Source organism: Brevundimonas sp. BH3 (genome assembly GCF_045345115.1).
Taxonomy (GTDB): domain Bacteria; phylum Pseudomonadota; class Alphaproteobacteria; order Caulobacterales; family Caulobacteraceae; genus Brevundimonas.
The window spans coordinates 2232616-2250612 of record NZ_CP150796.1 but is presented as its reverse complement, the minus strand read 5'-3'; the positions used below and the strand labels follow the sequence as shown (position 1 = coordinate 2250612).

The window sequence follows — 17997 nt, the reverse complement described above, 5'->3', positions numbered from 1 at the left end:
GCTCAGGCCACCTGTTTCGTCGGGTCTGTAAAGGCGGCGATGGCGTTGCGGGCCAGATCGACATGGATCTGCTTCTCGCCCACCGGAGCCACATAGTGGATGGCTTCGTCGGCATCGGCTTGCGAGGCCATGCGGGCAATCATCCATGCAGCCAGATATTGCGAGGCCATACAGCCGCCAGCCGTGGCAACATTGCCGTGGGCGACAAACGGCGCGTTGATGACATTCACGCCCGCCTCGATGACCCAGGGCTTGGTGGTCAGGTCGGTACAGGCGGGAAGCTGGCCGATCAGGCCCAGCTTGGCCAACAGCAGAGTGCCGGAACATTGCGCCCCGATCAGTTGCTGTGATGGATCAAGCTTAAGCGACGCCAGAAAATCGCTATCGGCGGCAAAGTCGCGGGTCTTGATGCCGCTGCCGATCAGGACGGTATCGGCCTGTTCGATAAAATCCAGACCGCGCTGGCCGCGAATGGTCACCCCGTTCATCGAGGTGACCTCCTTCGTCGGCGTGGTGATCAGCGCTTCCCAGCCCTTGGCGCGCATGCGGTTCAGGATTCCAGCGGCAATGAAGGAATCCAGCTCGTTGAAGCCATCGAGCGTCAGAACCGCAATCTTCATGACTTAGCGTGCCTTGCGGATCAGTTCTTCGGCCAGAACATCGGTCAGATAGCCATCGGCAGTGCGGCCATTGGCAGCCTGCCAGCGGCGCAGGGCGGCGCGGGTATTGGAGCCGATAACGCCATCCACGCCTTGGGTGTCATAGCCCATCTTGGTCAGGGCCGTCTGCGCCCCCACACGCTGTTCACGGGTCAGCGGGCCGTCATTAGGCCATGTGGCAACCAGAGGTGGTTTGCCCGCCACGCCATCGGCAATCAGGCCGATCGCCAGCGCATAGCTGACCGAGTTGTTATAGCGGCGGATCACATAGTGGTTGGGCAGGGCGAGGAAGACAGGACCCTTGGCGCCTTGCGGCAGCAGGATGGTGGCGTCTTCGTTCATCTCGGCGTCGTTCAACACCTGACCATTGGCCAGTCGCACGCCGCGTGACTGCCAGTAGGACCATTTGTGTTTTGGTCCCTCGGCTTGGGTGTAGTCGAAGTTGGCGGGCAGGATGACTTCATAGGCCCAGCCCTGACCGCGTTTCCATCCGGCCTGAGCCAACAGATTGGCGGCGGAGGCGAGGGCATCGGCGTCCGAGCCCCAGATATCGACCTTGCCGTCATCATTCTGGTCAACGCCAAGACGCAGATAGTTGTCGGGCATGAACTGGGTGTGGCCCATGGCACCGGCCCAGCTGCCGGTCAGGCCGGAGCGGTCGCGCTTGCCGCTGACAACGATATCGAGGGCGTTTTTAAGCTGACCCTCGGCCCATTCACGGCGGCGGCCATCATAGGCCAGCGTCGCCAGCGAGCGGATGACGTCGAAATCGCCCTGAACCTGACCAAAGGCGCTTTCCTGCGCCCAGATGCCCAGAAGAATCTCGGTGGGAACGCCGAATCGCTGGGTCACAGACCACGGCACACGGTCCACACGCTGGCGGGCCATGGCGATTCTGGCGGGTGTGGTGGCGTTCTGGATATAGGAGCCTGCCGGGCGCGAAAATTCTGGCTGGTTGCGATCCAGACGAATGACACTGGGATTGGGCGTTACGTTCTGAAGTTCGCGGGCATATTCCCAACGCTTATTGCCGCCATGACGCTCCAGGAAGCTTTCTTTCCACGCATCGAAACTGGCGTGGTCATAGGCGGGCGTCAGATCCGGCTGTGCAGGCGGCGTGGGTGTAGCCTCCGTCTGTGCGGGCGTTTGAGCAGGCGGCACAGTCGGCGCGACAGGGGCGGGCTGGGGGACCATAGGGCTGCAAGCCGCCACGGAAGCCACAAGGAGTAAGCGGAAAGTATTTCGCATGAGCACTAGGCTAACGCCCTTAAAAATAACGACCAATCACAAGCGCGCGACGGCAGAACGAGTTTCAAACAAAAGGCTTAAGGTGCCGCTAACCTTTTCGTCATTTCCGGTGGTTAGAGGAGAGCGAGGCGCGTGTATCGACTGGCAAGCGGCCGCTAGATGTTGACGACAGGGCCATAGCTCTCTATAGGCACCGCTCCGCCGCAGGTTTACCTGTGGCTTCGTTATTTTTCCGCCCTCACGGGCCTCCAATCATACGGGACGTCCGACCATGAAGGTCCGTAGCTCGCTCAAGTCGCTGAAGGGTCGCCACCGCGACTGCAAGATTGTTCGTCGTAAGGGCGTTCTTTACGTCATCAACAAGACCGATCCGCGCTTCAAGGCCAAGCAAGGCTAAGATTGCGCGACTGTAGCGCGCCTGTCCGGCGCGCTCCTGTCTTGCTGGTAGATGCAGAATCTACAAAGGCCACGAACTTAGGTTCGTGGCCTTTTCTGCTTTATGTCTGGCAATCCAACGCAGACACTGTTTTTCGAATCTCTGACTTGAGCCAGAGGCGCGGGCGTGATTAGTCGCCTGCCAATCCTTTTTTCCGCCAGTTCGCCGGAGGTCCACCTTGGACGACGCATCCTTCGAAAACCCAGAAGTCATGACCGCCGCGGCCCAAGGCCGTTTGCGCACTATCATCGAGCGTATCGAACGTCTGGAAGAAGACAAAAAAGCCGTCATGGAAGACATGAAGGAGGTCTTCGCCGAGGCCAAGGGCGAAGGCTATGACGTGAAGGTCCTGCGCAAGGTCATCCGCATGCGTAAGCAGGACAAGGCCAAGCGTCAGGAAGAGGAAGCGATCCTCGACCTGTACCTGTCGGCTCTGGGCGAAATCTAAGCCAGCGGGGTCGGGCTTGAAGCGAAAGCCTCCTGCCAGTCCTTATGAGCTACAGCGCAAGGCGGCCCAACGGGCGGCCTTGAACGCCCTCAAGCGCGCCCGCCGCTCGGCAGAGCAGGCGGGCGTTTCGCTGTCCGAATGGGAGGACGAGTTCCTGTCCTCGGTTAGCGAGCGTGTAAAGGCACATGGCCGCGCCTTTGGCGATCCGGAGCTGGGCGGTCCCGGTCAGGCCCTGTCAGCCATGCAGGGGCGGAAACTTAAAGAGATTGCCAGAAAGGCTAACGGCGAAAACCGTTCGGCCCCACAACGCAAAAGAGGGGCACGGACCCCGTACCCCTCTCGCGATATCAACGACGAATAGAGACCTATTGCAGTGCCGACAGGCGCAGGGCGGACAGCCACGGCGCATAGGCGGCTTCACCCGCAGTAATACCGATAATATTGCCATCCTCGATACCGATTGTCAGGGAATAGCGGTCCTTGACGATGCCGATCAGAGCGCCGACCTCACCGCCAGCATCCTTGGGCTCGACGGGAAGGGCATAGACCAGACCGCCGCCAGCTTCTTTGACGATCGACAGATAATCTTCGCCGCCCAGTTCGGCCATAGAGGCCGGATAGGCGAGGGCGGCTTCCTGCACACCCTTGGTCATGGTGATGGCCGTTCTTGAAGCGTCCATCGGCAGCTTACGACCCATATCGGCAAGACCGGCTGGCAAATCGCCGTTTGGACCTTGGGAATCGACCAGAATGATCTTGGTGGGAGACATCTCGTCACCCCAGACCATTTCAACCGAGAAGGGCTGGCATTCCACCGAGGTCAGCGACTTGCCACCAAGATCCGCAGGCGTGGGCATGGCGGCCAGAAGATAATGGTCCTTGCAGGTGTCCGGCAGTTTGAAATTGCTCTTGGCCGATTGTGTATTCTCGGCAGGCGTTGCGCCTTGTGAACAACCGGCCAGCAACAACATCGCAGCGGCGGCAACAAAAGCAGTCTGTTTGATCACGAGTAACCCCTCTTACTGTTTAGGTTGGCCTTAAAGGAGCATGTTTTGTCCGATTGGCCAAACCGTCGAACCGTGCGATCCGGACAAGGTTTTATGACATCGGGGGGAACGATGAATCCTATTGTGCGCGGCTTTAAAAAACTGGCCGACTTCAAAGGGCGCGACCGCAGGAGCCAGTTCTGGCCCTATGCGGGGGTGGTATGTGCCGTGTGGTTTGTATTGCAGGGTGTTGTCGGCAATCTGGTGATGTTTACGGCTATGGCATCGGGAGACGACGCGAATTTCGTGATCGCTTTTATCGGAACGATGGTGGCGGGTGTGCTGCTTTTGGTCTGCCTTCTTGCGGCAGCCGTATCGCGACGACTGCATGATCGGGGGCTGAGCGGCCTTTGGGCGCTGATCCCGGTCGGGCTTTTGGTGGCGATGATGTCAGGCTTTGGCCTGCTGTTTCAATCGCTCGGGGAAGAGGTGCCGACGAATGATCCCGCAGCGGATATGAGTTTCGTATTCGGCTTCTTGAGTGTCATGTTGGGCAACCTGCTTTACATGGCCTCACTGGTGACCCTGATCGTCTTCCTGTGTCTAAAAGGCAAAGCCGATCCGAACCGTTATGGGCTTGAGCCGGCCTGAAGGCCTAGTCCAGTTCCTGTGTGCCGCCGCCCGATACGGTCAGGACCTGACCGCTGACCCATGCGGCGGCAGGCGAGCACAGGAACAGGGCCGCATTGGCGATGTCCTGTGTCTGGCCCAGCCGTCCCAGAGGGGTGTGTTTCAGCATGGCGGCCTCGATCTGGGGCGTCAGCACCTTGGCGAGGGCGTGGGTTTTGATGGCCCCCGGTGCAATGGCGTTGACACGGATGCCCTTGGGGCCAAGGTCAAAGGCGACATTGCGCGTAAGATGGTTTACTGCCGCCTTGGACGACGAGTATGAGGCCATGTGGATGTTCTTGTTCTCGCCAGCCATGGACGAGATATTGAGCACGGCCCCGCCACCTGCCGCTTCCATATGAGGGGCGACCATCTGCATGAAGCGGAACATGGCAAAGACGTTCAGTTCGAACGCCCATTCAAAATCCTTCATCGGCATGTCGAACGGCTTTGGCCCGCCTCCACCGGCATTATTGGCCAATAGGGTGATCTTGCCGAAGCTTTTAAGGGCCGCATCGATTACGGTCTGACGCTGGGTTTCGTCGGTGACATTGCATTCAAGGCCGATGGCCTGACCACCATTGTCCACTATGCCCTTGGCCACAGCCTCGGCACCGTCCTTGTTCAGATCGGTCACCACAACCGCTGCACCGGCGCGGGCAAAGGTTTCCGCTATGCCGCGTCCGATACCGTCCGCGGCACCGGTGACAATGGCGACATCGCCATCCAACCGGAACATGTTCTGGATATCCATCCCGCTCTCCCGTCAAGGCTGTGCCTGAAAGGAGAAGTCGGGACGGGCACCAGTGGTTCCGTTTAGCCAGCTTCCTTGATGTGGTCTTCCAGACCCTGTTCACGCACCTTGCGATAGAGGGTTGAGCGTCCGATGCCGAGACGGCGGGCGATTTCCGACATATGACCGGAATAGACCTCAATGGCGTGCTGAATCAGATCGCGCTCGATTTCTTCCAGCGTGCGGACATGGCCGCGATCATCTGTGATACGGATCGGGCTGTCGCTCGCGGGGGTGGAAGAGGCGGACGCGACGGGCTGTGTATGACTGGCGGCTGCAATGGCCTCGCCATCCGGCCCCCCAAGAGCAGGGGCCGGAGCCTCCAGCGGTGCGGCAATGCCAGAGACTGACGGGAAGTCATGCGGTTGCAGGATAGGTGAATCGGCCAGAACCAGAGCGCGATAGATGGTGTTTTCCAACTGTCTCACATTGCCCGGCCAGTCATAGGCTTGCAGCAGGGCCATGGTTTCGGGCGAGCAACCGACGATGCGCTTGCTTTCCTCGATATTGAAGCGGGTGATGAAATGCTCGACGAGTGCCGGAATGTCTTCGCGGCGTTCGCGCAAGGACGGTGCCTCGATCGGGAAGACGTTCAGGCGATAGAACAGGTCTTCGCGGAAGGCCCCTTCTTTGACCTGCTGGGCAGGATCGCGGTTGGTGGCCGAGACGATACGCACATCGACCTTTACGGGGCGTTTGCCGCCGACCGGATCAACTTCGCTTTCCTGAAGCACACGCAGCAGCTTGACCTGAATATCCAGCGGCAGTTCGCCGATTTCATCAAGGAACAGGGTGCCGCCATTGGCCTCTACAAACTTGCCCGCATGTTTTTCATGCGCGCCGGTAAAAGCACCCTTTTCGTGTCCGAACAGGATGGATTCCACCAGATTGGCCGGAAGCGCACCACAGTTGACGGCGATAAAGGGCTTGCCGGATCGGTTGCTGGCCCCGTGCAGGGCGCGGGCAATCACTTCCTTGCCGACGCCGCTTTCGCCCGTAATCAGCACAGGGATGGAGGACTTGGCTGCGCGAACACCCAGCGCCTTGACCATACGCATCGGGGCGCTGTCGCCGACGATATCGTCAAAACTGGTGCGGCCGGTGGCGCGTTTTTTCAGGCGACCGATCTCGGCGGTCAATTGGGTCATCTGAAGGGCGTTACGCACGCCGATCAGCAGGCGCTCCGGCCCGACGGGTTTGACGAAGAAGTCTTGGGCACCGGCCTGCATGGCCTTGACCACGGTTTCAATGCCGCCATTGGCTGTCAGCACAATAACCGGAATATTGACTCCAGCGGTGCGTAGCTCGGCAAGGGTTTCAAGGCCGGACAGACCCCCGGGCATGACCAGATCCAGCAGCACCACATCGGCACCACCGCCCTTGGTCAAGCGGTCGATGGCCTCACCACCGTTCTCGGCATGGACAACCGCATAGCCTTCACGATCCAGAACCGCCTGAATCAGTCGGCGCTGGGTCGGGTCGTCATCGACAACCAGAACGGTCTTACCCATGGGAAACCCCTTCACTTCACCACTGTCGCGCCGTCCTTTTTTGAGATGGACGGTCACTGTTACCTAGTGTCTCTAAACGGCACTTGTGAAGATGGGGTTTCCCGAAAAGGGTAGCTAAGTTAATGGTTAAGCTTAATTTCCTTTAAGGTTGGCAGACCTTTTCAGGCGCGAAATCCAGAACATGTTCACCTAATTCAATAGGCTGTATGGAATTGAGAAGACCAGCCTTGGGCGCATTATCCTTAAGGGCGTTTTTGGGCTGCATGATTCCGCAGCTGTCGCGGCGCGTGAAACTGCCCTTGTGAGCCCATGAACCTTCAGTGTCCCGACTATAGACACGGATTTGTCCGTAGACGGCCAGAAGGATGTCTTCTGCCCCGTCAGCGTCAAAATCATACAGTCGCGCTGTGCAGGGATCATTTTGAGGACATTCGTAGCCGAACTGAGACGTTTTGAGCGCCTCTGCAAAACCTTCGGGCAGGGCGGTGCCTTCAGGCAGCATGGTCACAGAAGGGGTATAGGCAACCGGCTCGACATAGCGGTTTTCCAGCGCTGCCTTGGCCTTGCTGGCAATCGCGGAGTCTTTGGACTTGGCCAGTTCTTCGAGGGCGGCGCGCCCGCGCGGACCAGCCTGCCAGCCCAGCCACGAATAGGGAATGGCATCGGCTGTCAGTTTACCGCTTTCAAGACGGGCCAACTGGTTGTTGATCGACAGTTGTTGCGGGTTCAGCCACGGCGTCGAATAACCTATCAGTGTCGCGGTGGTGATGATGGCGGCGACCACATTGGTGCCCTCCAGCCATGGCAGCCAGCCACCGCCACGATTGCGGCCCATGAACTGGGCCAGCACATAGCCGATGGCATAGATCAGACCGATCACCGCCGCCGTAATGGCGACAATGCGCGACACGGTCAGGCCATGCTGGCCGATCCGTACCGAGACAGCCCACAGCGCAAACAGGATCATCGGCAGCAACAGCACGCAGCCAACGCGCAAGGTCATACGCAGGAAAGCGGTGCCGGTCAGATGCTCGCCACCATCCTGATAGGCGGTGTTGATAAGGATAATCAGACCTGCCGATGCGGCCAGCATCAGACCCGAAGGGCTGAGCGAGGTGTGTAGTTCCGACAGACCGGCCAGTGGCAAGGTGATCAAGAAGGCCGCCGCCAGGAACACAGCCACCGGTAACAGCCATGACAGCAGGGTCAGGGCCACGGTACGGATGCCCTGTGTCAGGCCGTCGCGTACATCGCTAAGCTCGACGCCGAGGGCAAACAACAGCGAAGAAGCGAAGAAAACGAACCATTCCTCGGAAATCAGATTCCCGACAAAATCGATGCCGATGGCATTGAACAGGGCCGCGCCCAGCCACAGGATCAGCCAGAACACGCCAAGGAACATCAGGGCCAGAACCAGCTGGATACCGGCCTTCCATGCCGTTTCGTAATACTGGTCATAGGGGGCAAAGGCCTGACCACTGCGCAGAGCGGGAATAATCAGGTGGTGGGCACAGAACAGGGCCGCAGGCAGGCAGATGGCCATAACCAGAAAGACGTTGTCATTATCCGGCAGAAGGCCGCTACTGAGACCGATAGCCGCCAGAATTGCCGTGGCGATTCCTGTCCAGACCAGACTGGCCCGAAGGGAAATCTGACCGATTGCAGCCAGACCGACTGGCGCAGCATAGGCCGCGACCAGCGCCCATGCGGCCAGAAAACCTGTATTGATGTCGTTCAGCTTGGTGGTGCGATAAAGACCATACAGCAGTGCGCCCTGTATCAGGCCCAGCACCAGACGGACCAGCAGACGCGGCGGTCCTTCTTGTGGCTGCGTCCGGCGCAATCCGGTGCGGCTATTGGGCGAAAACAGGCGATCCATGGCTTTACCCCCATCAGGATTCAGTTCGCCAAGATGGCAGCTTACATGCCTGTGACAAGTGACAGTTACGCAATGCACCCTTGCCAGAGGACCTGCGGCTCCCCAAAACCATAGGCATGAACGCGCCCGTCAAACCGACTGAATTCGCCGATGCCCCTCTGTGGGACCTGTCCGATCTCTATGCCTCGCGCGAAGATGCGCGCATCGGTACTGATTTGGACCGTGCCCGTGATCTGGTGGGGCAGTTGAACGCCTATCAGGGCAAGCTGCCGGCCCTGTCCGGTGAGGAACTGGGCAAGGCGCTGGATCATGCCATCCGCCTTTATGAAGAGGCGGGGGAAATCCTCGGCGCTCTGGGGGCATTCGCCTTCCTCGGGGCCTCGACCGACCGCGAAAACGCAGCGGCACAAAGCTTTGAAGCTGACCTGCGCGAAAAGATCACGGCCATTGCCACGCCCACGGTCTGGGTGACGCTGGAAATTAACGGACTGGACGATGATGCCGTGAAAGCGGCGCTGGAAGCCTATGAGCCTGCCCGTCGCTGGTCGCCATGGTTGCGCCGTTTGCGCGCAATGAAACCGCACGAGCTTTCTGAGGAACTGGAAACCTTTATCGCCGAGCGCGGGCCGCTCTCGGCCCAGTGGCCACGCCTGTTCGACGAGACACTGGCGGCCATGCGGGCCGATGTGGATGGCGAGAAGCTGACCCTGTCCGAAGGTTTGAACCGTCTCAGCGATACCGATGCCGAGGTGCGCCGCAAGGCCGGTCAGGCCATGACCGAAGCCTTCAACGGCATCACCCGCACCATGGCCATGGTGCTGAATACGGTGGCTGCTGAAAAAGCACTGGAAGACAAGAAACGCGGCTTTGTCCGTCCGGCTGACAGCCGCCATCTGGGCAACGAGGTTCACGGCGAATCCGTCGATGCCATGGCCGATGCGGTGGCCGAGGCCTATCCACGCATCGCCCATCGCTATTATGCGCTCAAGGCCAAGCTGTTGGGTCAGGACCGGTTGAACCACTGGGACCGCAATGCCCCCTTGGGGGCAGCCGGTGCCAAGACCTATGACTGGAAGGGCGGGCGCGAACTGGTCATGGCCAGCTTTGCGGACCTCGGCGGTGACTTTGCCGAGCGTGCGGGCTGGTTCTTTGATCGTCCGTGGATTGATGCCCGTCCGCGTGCAGGCAAACAGTCGGGCGCCTATTCGCATCCGGTGACGGCAGGCACCCACCCCTATGTGTTTCTGAACTGGATGGGCGAGCGTCGCGATGTGCTGACGCTGGCGCACGAACTGGGTCATGGTGTGCACCAGACACTGGCCGCAGAGCAGGGTAGCTTGCTGGCCGATACGCCTCTGACACTGGCGGAAACGGCATCGATCTTTGCCGAGGGTCTGACCTTTGACCGCTTGCTGTCGGAGGCGACCGACGAGGACCGCCGAGCACTACTGGCGGGGCGGATCGAGGACGGTCTGAACACAGTGGTGCGCCAGATCGCCTTCCACCGCTTTGAAACCCGTCTGCACGACGAACGCGCCTCGGGCGAGTTGTCGGTCGAGCGCATTAGCCAGATATGGACAGAGGAACTGACCGCCAGCCTTGGCCCGTCGGTAAACCTTGAAGGCTACGAGAACTGGTGGGCCTATGTCAGCCACTTCGTCCATTCGCCCTTCTATGTCTATGCCTATGCGTTCGGTGACCTTTTGGTAGCGGCACTGATGGAAACACGGGCGAAAGATCCTGAAGGCTTTACGCCGCTATATCGACAGTTGCTGGCCGATGGCGGGACGAAAACCTATGTCGAGGCATTGGAACCGTTCGGCCTCAATCCTCGTGATCCGGCCTTCTGGACCATTGGCACCAAGCGACTTGAGCATCTGGTGGACCAGTTCGAAGCACTGATTTGAAGCATGTAGGCCGCGCGGGCTTGAGTGCCGCAGCGGTGCCGCTATAAGACGTTTCATATATCGACTCTTTTTTTCGGAAGTCTCATGGCTGAACAGCACGCAGAAACCGCCTACGATCACGTCCACGGTCAGATGGAAATCGCGGCGCAGGAATCGATGTTCAAGCTGTTTATCAGCATGACCAAGTGGTGCTCGCTGGCGATGGCGGCCCTGATCCTGATGCTGACCGTTTGGTTTGCTGTGGGTGCCGGTTTCATTGCCGGTGCGCTTTCGGCGATTGTGGTGACGGCGGTAGGCATTGTGCTGCTGCGCGACAAAAAGACCGCTGAACACTAAAATCGGGACAGTTCTGTCCTTTTAAAAAGCCCGCCAGATGATGGCGGGCTTTTTTATTGCGCGATTTAACGTTGTGGCACCTTGATTGGTGGAGATGATTATCTAACACTGATTTTTGAGGGAAATCAGGAGCATTATCTTGGCCATCGCCATCGCCGTAACCCGCGAGCGCCGCGAGGGGGAATCCCGTTGTGCCGCGACACCGGAAACCGTGAAGAAGCTTGTGGCGCTAGGGGCCACGGTAACAGTGGAATCAGGCACCGGCGCAGGCTCTTCGATTCCCGATGTCGACTATGTGGCTGCCGGCGCCAAGGTCACGACCGATCTGGCAGCGGTGCTGGCGGGTGCCGACATTTTACTCAAGGTGCGCGGCCCGACCGCATCGGAAACCAGCGCCCTTAAATCGGGTGCGGTGGTGGTGGGTATGCTGGATGCCTATCGCGACAAGGCGACGGTTGATGCCCTGAAGGGGCAGGGGGCCACGACTTTTGCCATGGAGTTTGTCCCGCGTATCACCCGCGCACAGGTGATGGATGTGCTTTCGTCACAGGCCAATCTGGCTGGATATCGCGCGGTGATCGAGGCGGCCCATACCTATGGTCGCGGCTTTCCCATGATGATGACGGCGGCGGGTACGGTGGCGGCGGCCAAGGTGTTTGTGATGGGGGCAGGTGTGGCGGGGCTTCAGGCCATTGCCACGGCGCGGCGACTGGGCGCGGTGGTCACGGCGACCGATGTGCGCCCCGCTGCCAAGGAACAGGTCGAGAGCCTCGGGGCCAAGTTTGTGGCCGTCGAGGACGAAGAGTTCAAAGCCGCTGAAACGGCGGGCGGCTATGCCAAGCAGATGTCTGCCGAATATCAGGCCAAACAGGCCGAGCTGACCGCGAGCCACATCGTCAAACAGGATGTGGTGATTACCACGGCCCTGATCCCGGGGCGCGCGGCCCCGCGTCTGGTCACGGCTGCGCATGTGGCCTCGATGAAGGCGGGATCGGTGATTGTCGATCTGGCCGTCGAGGCGGGCGGCAATGTCGAAGGCTCAAAGCCCGACCAGATTGCCACCACAGCCAATGGCGTAAAGATTGTCGGCTGGAACAATATGGCCGGACGTATCGCCGCCGATGCCAGTGCGCTCTATGCCCGCAACCTCGTGGCCTTTGTCGGCCTGATGGTGAAGGACGGGGTGCTGGCTATTGATCTGGAAGATGAAATCCTGAAAGCCGCCATAGTCACCCATCAGGGGCAGGTGGTGCATGAGGGGCTTGGAGGCTGAAAATGGAATACGTCGATCCTACCGTCTTTCGTCTAGCCATCTTCGTATTGGCCATTTTCGTGGGCTATTATGTGGTGTGGAGCGTCACGCCCGCCCTGCATACGCCGCTGATGGCGGTGACCAATGCCATTTCCTCGGTGATTATCGTCGGCGGCCTGATGGCGGCGGCGGCCTTTAGCGGGCAAGGGGCTGGTGGGGCACAGGCGTGGATTGCCAAGGGAGCCGGTATTGCGGCTGTCACCTTGGCCAGTGTGAATATTTTCGGCGGCTTCATGGTCACGCGCAGGATGCTGGCCATGTACCGCAAAAAGGATAAGCGTTGAGTATGGGTATGAGTATTTTACCGGCGTTGGTCACAACGATTATGGCCGTGGCAATTGCGCTGGTCATTGTGTTGGTGGCCTTCAGTTCACGTCTACCCCAAAAGGTACGACGTGCGGTGGAGGCGGTGGTGACGATCGGCTACCCAGCGGCTGTAGGTGTGTTCTTCGTCGTTCTGGGTTTGGATCGTTACCAGAGCGGTGAAACCGATGCGGCTGCGGGCTTTGGCGTGGGGGCTTTGCTGATGGTTCTGTTGACGGTGCGGGCGATCCGCCGCCAGAGCAAGGCATGACTATGACGCCTGTCGATGCTTCGATCTATCTGGCCTGGGGTTTGATTGCCTATGGGTTCGGCCTGTGGATGTGGAGCTGGAGCAAGGCGCTGCCGCCCCTGGTTCGACTGCGTTATCAGGACTGTGGCGTGGTGATCGTGTTCTCGGCCAATCTGGCGCTTTATGCCTTGCGCGGACGAGAATTGAATTTTCTGGATTGGCTTCTGGTTATCCTCGGACCACTGTTCATAAGCTCTGCCTTATGGCGTCTGATCCGGACCCAGAGTTTTATCAAATCCTGACTGTGACTGAGTGACTGTAATGAAGACCGTTGTTTCGATTTTGACTGCTGGTGCGGCTCTGTTGGCGGCGTCTGCTGCGACGGCACAACCCAAGGAAGTGGCTGGCAACCTCGCCGGTGGCCTGCCGTGGGCTGTGGCTGCACAGGAAGGCGCGGCATGGCGTCTGGAATGTCGTTTCCGTCCGGTGGCGATCCGTGGCGTCTACCAGAACCGCATGACCCGCGAAGGCAAAGGCCCGTCGCAGGGAAATCTGCCAGCAGACAACGGCAGCTGCACCCTGACCCGCCTGTCGGGCGAGGGAAATATCGGGGTGGCGCTGGTCAAGGACGGCACGCCAACCGCAGCCGGTTCCACGGGAACGACACCGGCGATCATCAACGTCTTCTGATCCGGAGATCAAGGGGGAGGGGTAATGAAGGCTTCTATCGCAGCACTGGCCTATTTGGTGGCGGGGGTGCTGTTCATCCTCTCCCTCCGTGGCCTCTCCAGCCCCGAAACCAGCCGTCGTGGCAATATGCTCGGCATGACCGGCATGACGCTGGCCATTGGCGTGACGCTTGCGCTGTTGGCCAGCACGGGTGCGCTTGATCCGGTGACGCTGGCCCTGATTGCGGGTGGTGTGATTGTCGGAGGCGGTGCAGGGGCGATTATCGCCAACCGCGTGCCGATGACGGCCATGCCGCAACTGGTGGCGGCGTTCCACTCTCTGGTCGGTATGGCGGCCTGTCTGGTGGCCGTGGGGGCGGTCTATGCGCCCGACGCCTTTGGCATTGCGACCGCCAGCGGCGGCATCAAGACCCTGTCTCTGGTTGAGCTCAGCCTCGGCGTGGCCATCGGGGCCATTACCTTTACCGGTTCGGTCATCGCCTTTGCCAAGTTGAACGGTAATATGAGCGGTGCGCCGATCCTTTTGCCCGCACGTCATCTGATCAATATCGGTCTGTTGGCGGCGCTGGTGTTCCTGATCGGTATTCTGATCGGCACGGGCGGGACGGCGATCTGGGCCTTCTGGCTGGTCTTTGCCATTGCGCTGGTTCTGGGTGCGACCCTGATTATTCCCATTGGCGGTGCGGACATGCCGGTGGTGGTGTCGATGCTCAACTCTTATTCGGGTTGGGCGGCGGCGGCGCTGGGCTTTACGCTCGAAAACATCGCCCTGATTATTACCGGCGCTCTGGTCGGCTCGTCCGGTGCGATCCTCAGCTACATCATGTGTAAGGGCATGAACCGCAGCTTCATCAGCGTGATCCTTGGCGGTTTCGGGGCCGATGCGAGCGCCGGTGGCGGTGATGGCCGCGTGGAAACACGCCCTGTCAAACAGGGCTCTGCCGAAGACGCCGCCTTCATCATGAAGAACGCTTCCAAGGTCATCATCGTGCCGGGTTACGGCATGGCGGTGGCACAGGCCCAGCATGCCCTTCGTGAAATGGCCGACAAGCTGAAGGAAGAGGGCGTCGAGGTAAAATACGCCATTCACCCTGTGGCAGGCCGTATGCCGGGCCATATGAACGTGCTGCTGGCCGAGGCCAATGTGCCCTATGACGAGGTGTTCGAGCTGGAGGACATCAACTCCGAGTTTGCATCTGCCGATGTGGCCTTTGTCATCGGGGCCAATGATGTCACCAATCCTGCGGCCAAGACCGATCCGCAAAGCCCGATCTATGGCATGCCCATTCTGGATGTCGAAAAGGCGGGCACGGTGCTGTTCGTCAAACGCGGCATGGCGGCGGGCTATGCCGGTGTCGAGAACGAGCTGTTCTTCCGCGACAACACCATGATGCTGTTTGCCGATGCCAAGAAGATGGTCGAGGGCATCGTCAAAGGTCTCTAGGTTCCTAGCGAACCATCTGCCGTCAAAGGCGTTGAACGCCATTGTCATATTAGGCTTTGGAGGGGTTATGACGGTTCGTGGAATGATGAAGTCGGTCGCTGTTGTCAGCAGCTTCGTGGCACTGGCCGCCTGTGGTCCGAAAGACGATGCTGCCAAACCGGCCGAGGCACAGGTGACGGTGGCCGAGGCGGGTACCGAGGCCGCCGCAGAGGGTGGTGATGCGGCTGCGGCTCCGGCAGGGGGCGTGGTGATGGACGCCATGATGGGCGTTCAGGTGGCCTATCTGGAATCCAAGCTGGGTCCGGCCCGAACCGTATCGGGCGATGAGCGCACCTATGAGATCGGGACGTGTCAGGTTCGTGTCCACATCGACGACAATGCGGTCTCGGGCTATATCGTCCCGATGACGCAGGCCTGCTCGGCTCAGGCCATGGCCGCGCTCAAGGCGTTTGATCTGCCTCAGACACTGAACCTGACCATGGGCGAGTTCGCAACCAGCCGCGACAATACCAAGTTCAAAGCCGACTGCCTGACCCTGTGTGGCAATGCGGCCGATCCGTGGGTCTATCTGGAAAGCGAGGGCTTGCGTTCCATGCCGGGCATTCGCGCGGCGGCGGTACTGGTCAGTGATCCGACGATTGATGCCTCTTTCCGCATTCGCGACGCCATCAAGGCTAAGAAGGGCGAGGACTATGTGATCGACACAGGCTTCAACTGCACCAGCGAGTTTGATGCCATGGCCCGTCGCGAGTTGAAGGATGTTCGTATCGACGAGATCGAGGTCGGTTACACGCCGCTAGGCCGTTGCTGATGCCGGTTCGGTCGTGACGAGAATGATGGTGATGTTGCGCGCCGGTGCCCTTGTGGTGCCGGCGTTTGCTTTATTGACCGCGTGCTCGGCGATGATCGGGGTGCATATTGGCGGTTCGCTGGAACAGCCTGTGGCCCGTTTCGGCAATGATGTCGCCAAGCCGGAAAAGGCCTGTGTGAATGCCTTGTCTGTTCAGGACGTGTCGCGCCCGCGAATGGCCCCTGTCTGGTCGGTTCAGGCCGAGGGTGGCAGGTGCCGTAGACTGGACAAGGTCATTTACGGGCAAGCCCCGAAGGGGTTTGAAACCATAGTGCCTGCATCGCCCCTTCGTGCGGGTGTCCGCTATTATGTCAGCGCCTCGGGCGCTCAGCGGGGGGTAATGCGTGGTGTGCCTTGGATGGGGGGTGGCGACTATATTTTCGAAAACGGCGAATGGCACCCTGCCGATCCGCGCCAGCCTAAGCCTTGAAGAGTTGCGGCTGCCTTGGCAGGGGCGGACGGATCACCTTATAGGCTGGGTATGCACCATGCGCGGCCACGATCATGAGCGACAGCGAAGACGACTTCACCGCCGAGGAAGTGGCGATGAATCTGGGTCTGTCACCACACCCCGAGGGCGGATATTTTCGCCTGTTTCCGGGGCAGGAAGCGGATGCCGAACGTGTGGCGACCTATCGGCTTTTGATCGCGGACAGTGATCCGCAATGGGTGCCGATGGATCAGGAAGAGATGTGGACCTGCTATATGGGTGGGCCGCTGAGGCTGGAAATCGCTACGGGCGGGCCGGTTCACAGCGAAAGCTCGAATGCGGGTGACGGCCACTGGATGAGCGCACCGGCGGGGGCGTGGGTGCGTCTGGTGCCGCAAGGTGCATGGGCGCTGGCGGGTCGTATCGCCAAGCCCGATCCGCAGCTTCACTGAGGATCAAGCCGCCATGGCAGGGTTGTCCGAGGCGGCGCGGAACTCGTCCCACATCGCGTCTTCGTCGGAATAGCGGCCCAGCGGTGCGCAGATCACATCGACCACCTGTTCTTCCTGACGATCCCAGATAACGGCCAGATCGGTTTCCGTTTCGCACGGTACGATCAGATAGCGCTCGGCAAAGCTCTTGCGCTCGAACGGGCGCAGGGTCGGGGCGACCGCATACGGGCCTTGGGCGGCGCGGTTGGCATTGGCGGCGGCGGGGCGGGCGAACGAGAAAGCCATCTGTGAAAAACTCCTGCTGTGGAGGCGTCTGCCTCTTGCTGACAGGATGGTTATGAAACAGTATTGCGACTAAATCGGACGTACATCTGTGGAGAAGTTTCATGCGGCATGATAAGGCGGCCATGGTTATCGATCTGGCACGCGGCATGGCGGCCAGTGCCGAGGGCCTGACTATCAATGAAATGGCATCCCAGATGGGGGTGGGGCGACGCACCGCCGAGCGCATGCGCGATGCGGTGCTGATGCTGTTTCCGCAGGCCGAGGAAATCAGCGACCCGCCCACCAAGCGCTGGCGTATCCGTGGCGGGCTTTCGTCATTCGAGCAGGCCCCGACGGCGACCGAAATGCTGGAACTGACCAAGGCGGCGGCAGGGCTGCATGCCTCGGGTGAGCCGTCGCGGGCGGCGGTGTTGCAGGGGCTGGAACGTAAGATCAAGGCGGCCATGCGCTCTACAACCCTGAACCGGATGGCCCCTGATCTGGAAGCTCTGGTTCGGGCCGAGACGATTGCCGTTCAGGCGGGCCCAAGGCCAGGCGCGGACGAGGCGGTTCTGGCCACTATTCGCGGGGCGATACTGGCCGAACAGCCGCTGCATTTCATCTATGCCCGACCGGGGGCCGAGGCACGCACCCGCACGGTCACGCCCTGTGGTCTGATGTTTGGCCGCGCCAACTATCTGGTGGCCCACGTGCCGGATGCGGACAGGGTCCAGACCTTCCGTCTGGACCGGATGAGCAGTGTCGGCACCGGCGAGGGCATGGCCCGTCCGCCCGCAGACTTTGATCTGTCGGCTTTTGCCACCCAGTCCTTCGGCATCTATCAGGACCAGATCGAGGATGTGGTGCTCAAGATTGCACCCGAAGCCGCCGACGAGGCACGCGGTTGGCGCTGGCACCCGACCCAGACGCTGGAAAATCAGGATGACGGTTCGGTTCTGGTACGCTTTCGCGCTTCGGGTATGCGCGAACTGGCATGGCATCTGTTTAGCTGGAGCGGGCAGGCCCAGATCATCCAGCCCGAACGTTTGAAAGATGTCATGGCCGAGGAACTGGAAAAGGCCCGCGCCACCATTGCCGGATAACGGCGTGACGGAACCGTGGCTGTATCTT

23 protein-coding genes are annotated in these 17997 nt (G+C 60.1%); 16 read left to right on the top strand and 7 right to left on the bottom strand.

Translation table 11 applies throughout. From position 1 onward, the window contains the following. Positions 1-2 precede the first annotated feature (2 nt). The gene (locus WEU32_RS11035) at positions 3-620 is read right to left on the bottom strand and encodes a DJ-1/PfpI family protein (RefSeq protein ID WP_406851913.1); all 618 of its coding nucleotides are present in this window, start codon (positions 618-620) and stop codon (positions 3-5) included. A 3-nt stretch (positions 621-623) separates the two neighbouring features. Beyond that, on the bottom strand, positions 624-1907 hold the full coding sequence (locus WEU32_RS11030) for a lytic murein transglycosylase (RefSeq protein ID WP_406851912.1): 1284 nt from the start codon (positions 1905-1907) through the stop codon (positions 624-626). Between the two features lie 271 nt (positions 1908-2178). On the opposite strand from WEU32_RS11030, the gene ykgO reads away from it, so the two are divergent. The 3 genes from ykgO to WEU32_RS11015 all read left to right on the top strand — a co-directional run bounded on the left by ykgO (position 2179) and on the right by WEU32_RS11015 (position 3152). Next, positions 2179-2304, top strand: a complete 126-nt coding sequence (ykgO, locus tag WEU32_RS11025) for a type B 50S ribosomal protein L36 (RefSeq protein WP_003165750.1) — start codon at positions 2179-2181, stop codon at positions 2302-2304. A gap of 250 nt (positions 2305-2554) precedes the next feature. After that, entirely contained in the window at positions 2555-2791 is a 237-nt protein-coding gene (locus tag WEU32_RS11020; protein WP_167177696.1) for a DUF2312 domain-containing protein, read from the top strand. Between the two features lie 16 nt (positions 2792-2807). Continuing rightward, complete coding sequence (locus tag WEU32_RS11015) at positions 2808-3152, top strand: hypothetical protein (RefSeq protein WP_406851911.1); 345 nt, start codon at positions 2808-2810, stop codon at positions 3150-3152. 4 nt (positions 3153-3156) lie between these two features. Here WEU32_RS11015 and WEU32_RS11010 read toward each other — a convergent pair whose 3' ends face one another. Then, positions 3157-3798 carry a hypothetical protein gene (locus WEU32_RS11010; RefSeq protein ID WP_406851910.1) on the bottom strand — a complete coding sequence of 214 codons (642 nt, stop codon included), beginning with the start codon at positions 3796-3798 and terminating at the stop codon, positions 3157-3159. 45 nt (positions 3799-3843) lie between these two features. Here WEU32_RS11010 and WEU32_RS11005 point away from each other — a divergent pair, with 45 nt between their 5' ends. After that, positions 3844-4428 (top strand): DUF805 domain-containing protein, encoded by a 585-nt coding sequence (locus tag WEU32_RS11005; RefSeq protein ID WP_406851909.1) that lies wholly within the window; start codon positions 3844-3846, stop codon positions 4426-4428. A gap of 4 nt (positions 4429-4432) precedes the next feature. On the opposite strand, the gene hdhA is transcribed toward WEU32_RS11005, so the two are convergent. The 3 genes from hdhA to WEU32_RS10990 form a co-directional block, all read right to left on the bottom strand. After that, the gene (hdhA, locus tag WEU32_RS11000; protein ID WP_312812305.1) at positions 4433-5200 is read right to left on the bottom strand and encodes a 7-alpha-hydroxysteroid dehydrogenase; all 768 of its coding nucleotides are present in this window, start codon (positions 5198-5200) and stop codon (positions 4433-4435) included. 62 nt (positions 5201-5262) lie between these two features. Next, complete coding sequence (locus tag WEU32_RS10995; RefSeq protein ID WP_406851908.1) at positions 5263-6750, bottom strand: sigma-54-dependent transcriptional regulator; 1488 nt, start codon at positions 6748-6750, stop codon at positions 5263-5265. A gap of 142 nt (positions 6751-6892) precedes the next feature. Beyond that, the gene (locus WEU32_RS10990; protein ID WP_406851907.1) at positions 6893-8629 is read right to left on the bottom strand and encodes a DUF4153 domain-containing protein; all 1737 of its coding nucleotides are present in this window, start codon (positions 8627-8629) and stop codon (positions 6893-6895) included. 116 nt (positions 8630-8745) lie between these two features. Between WEU32_RS10990 and WEU32_RS10985 the strand changes: the two genes are divergently transcribed. From WEU32_RS10985 to WEU32_RS10935, 11 genes are all read left to right on the top strand, one after another. Beyond that, positions 8746-10536 carry a M3 family oligoendopeptidase gene (locus WEU32_RS10985; protein WP_406851906.1) on the top strand — a complete coding sequence of 597 codons (1791 nt, stop codon included), beginning with the start codon at positions 8746-8748 and terminating at the stop codon, positions 10534-10536. Positions 10537-10620: 84 nt separating this feature from the next. Next, on the top strand, positions 10621-10872 hold the full coding sequence (locus tag WEU32_RS10980; RefSeq protein ID WP_312136188.1) for an aa3-type cytochrome c oxidase subunit IV: 252 nt from the start codon (positions 10621-10623) through the stop codon (positions 10870-10872). 139 nt (positions 10873-11011) lie between these two features. Beyond that, positions 11012-12145 (top strand): Re/Si-specific NAD(P)(+) transhydrogenase subunit alpha, encoded by a 1134-nt coding sequence (locus WEU32_RS10975; RefSeq protein ID WP_406851905.1) that lies wholly within the window; start codon positions 11012-11014, stop codon positions 12143-12145. A 2-nt stretch (positions 12146-12147) separates the two neighbouring features. Further along, positions 12148-12468 carry an NAD(P) transhydrogenase subunit alpha gene (locus WEU32_RS10970; protein ID WP_312812318.1) on the top strand — a complete coding sequence of 107 codons (321 nt, stop codon included), beginning with the start codon at positions 12148-12150 and terminating at the stop codon, positions 12466-12468. Positions 12469-12476: 8 nt separating this feature from the next. Next, positions 12477-12758 carry a hypothetical protein gene (locus WEU32_RS10965; RefSeq protein WP_406851904.1) on the top strand — a complete coding sequence of 94 codons (282 nt, stop codon included), beginning with the start codon at positions 12477-12479 and terminating at the stop codon, positions 12756-12758. Next, positions 12755-13039, top strand: a complete 285-nt coding sequence (locus WEU32_RS10960; RefSeq protein WP_312136196.1) for a hypothetical protein — start codon at positions 12755-12757, stop codon at positions 13037-13039. The genes WEU32_RS10965 and WEU32_RS10960 overlap by 4 nt, the downstream gene beginning before the upstream one ends. A gap of 19 nt (positions 13040-13058) precedes the next feature. Next, positions 13059-13427, top strand: a complete 369-nt coding sequence (locus tag WEU32_RS10955; RefSeq protein WP_312812322.1) for a hypothetical protein — start codon at positions 13059-13061, stop codon at positions 13425-13427. A gap of 24 nt (positions 13428-13451) precedes the next feature. Beyond that, on the top strand, positions 13452-14870 hold the full coding sequence (locus WEU32_RS10950; RefSeq protein WP_406851903.1) for an NAD(P)(+) transhydrogenase (Re/Si-specific) subunit beta: 1419 nt from the start codon (positions 13452-13454) through the stop codon (positions 14868-14870). Positions 14871-14937: 67 nt separating this feature from the next. After that, complete coding sequence (locus tag WEU32_RS10945; RefSeq protein WP_406851902.1) at positions 14938-15681, top strand: hypothetical protein; 744 nt, start codon at positions 14938-14940, stop codon at positions 15679-15681. A 22-nt stretch (positions 15682-15703) separates the two neighbouring features. Beyond that, a complete protein-coding gene (locus tag WEU32_RS10940; protein ID WP_406851901.1) occupies positions 15704-16150 on the top strand; it encodes a hypothetical protein in 447 nt (148 codons plus the stop codon). 74 nt (positions 16151-16224) lie between these two features. Beyond that, entirely contained in the window at positions 16225-16602 is a 378-nt protein-coding gene (locus WEU32_RS10935) for a cupin domain-containing protein (protein ID WP_406851900.1), read from the top strand. A 3-nt stretch (positions 16603-16605) separates the two neighbouring features. Here WEU32_RS10935 and WEU32_RS10930 read toward each other — a convergent pair whose 3' ends face one another. Continuing rightward, on the bottom strand, positions 16606-16887 hold the full coding sequence (locus WEU32_RS10930; protein WP_406851899.1) for a hypothetical protein: 282 nt from the start codon (positions 16885-16887) through the stop codon (positions 16606-16608). Between the two features lie 101 nt (positions 16888-16988). On the opposite strand from WEU32_RS10930, the gene WEU32_RS10925 reads away from it, so the two are divergent. After that, entirely contained in the window at positions 16989-17969 is a 981-nt protein-coding gene (locus WEU32_RS10925) for a helix-turn-helix transcriptional regulator (RefSeq protein WP_406851898.1), read from the top strand. Positions 17970-17997 lie beyond the last annotated feature (28 nt).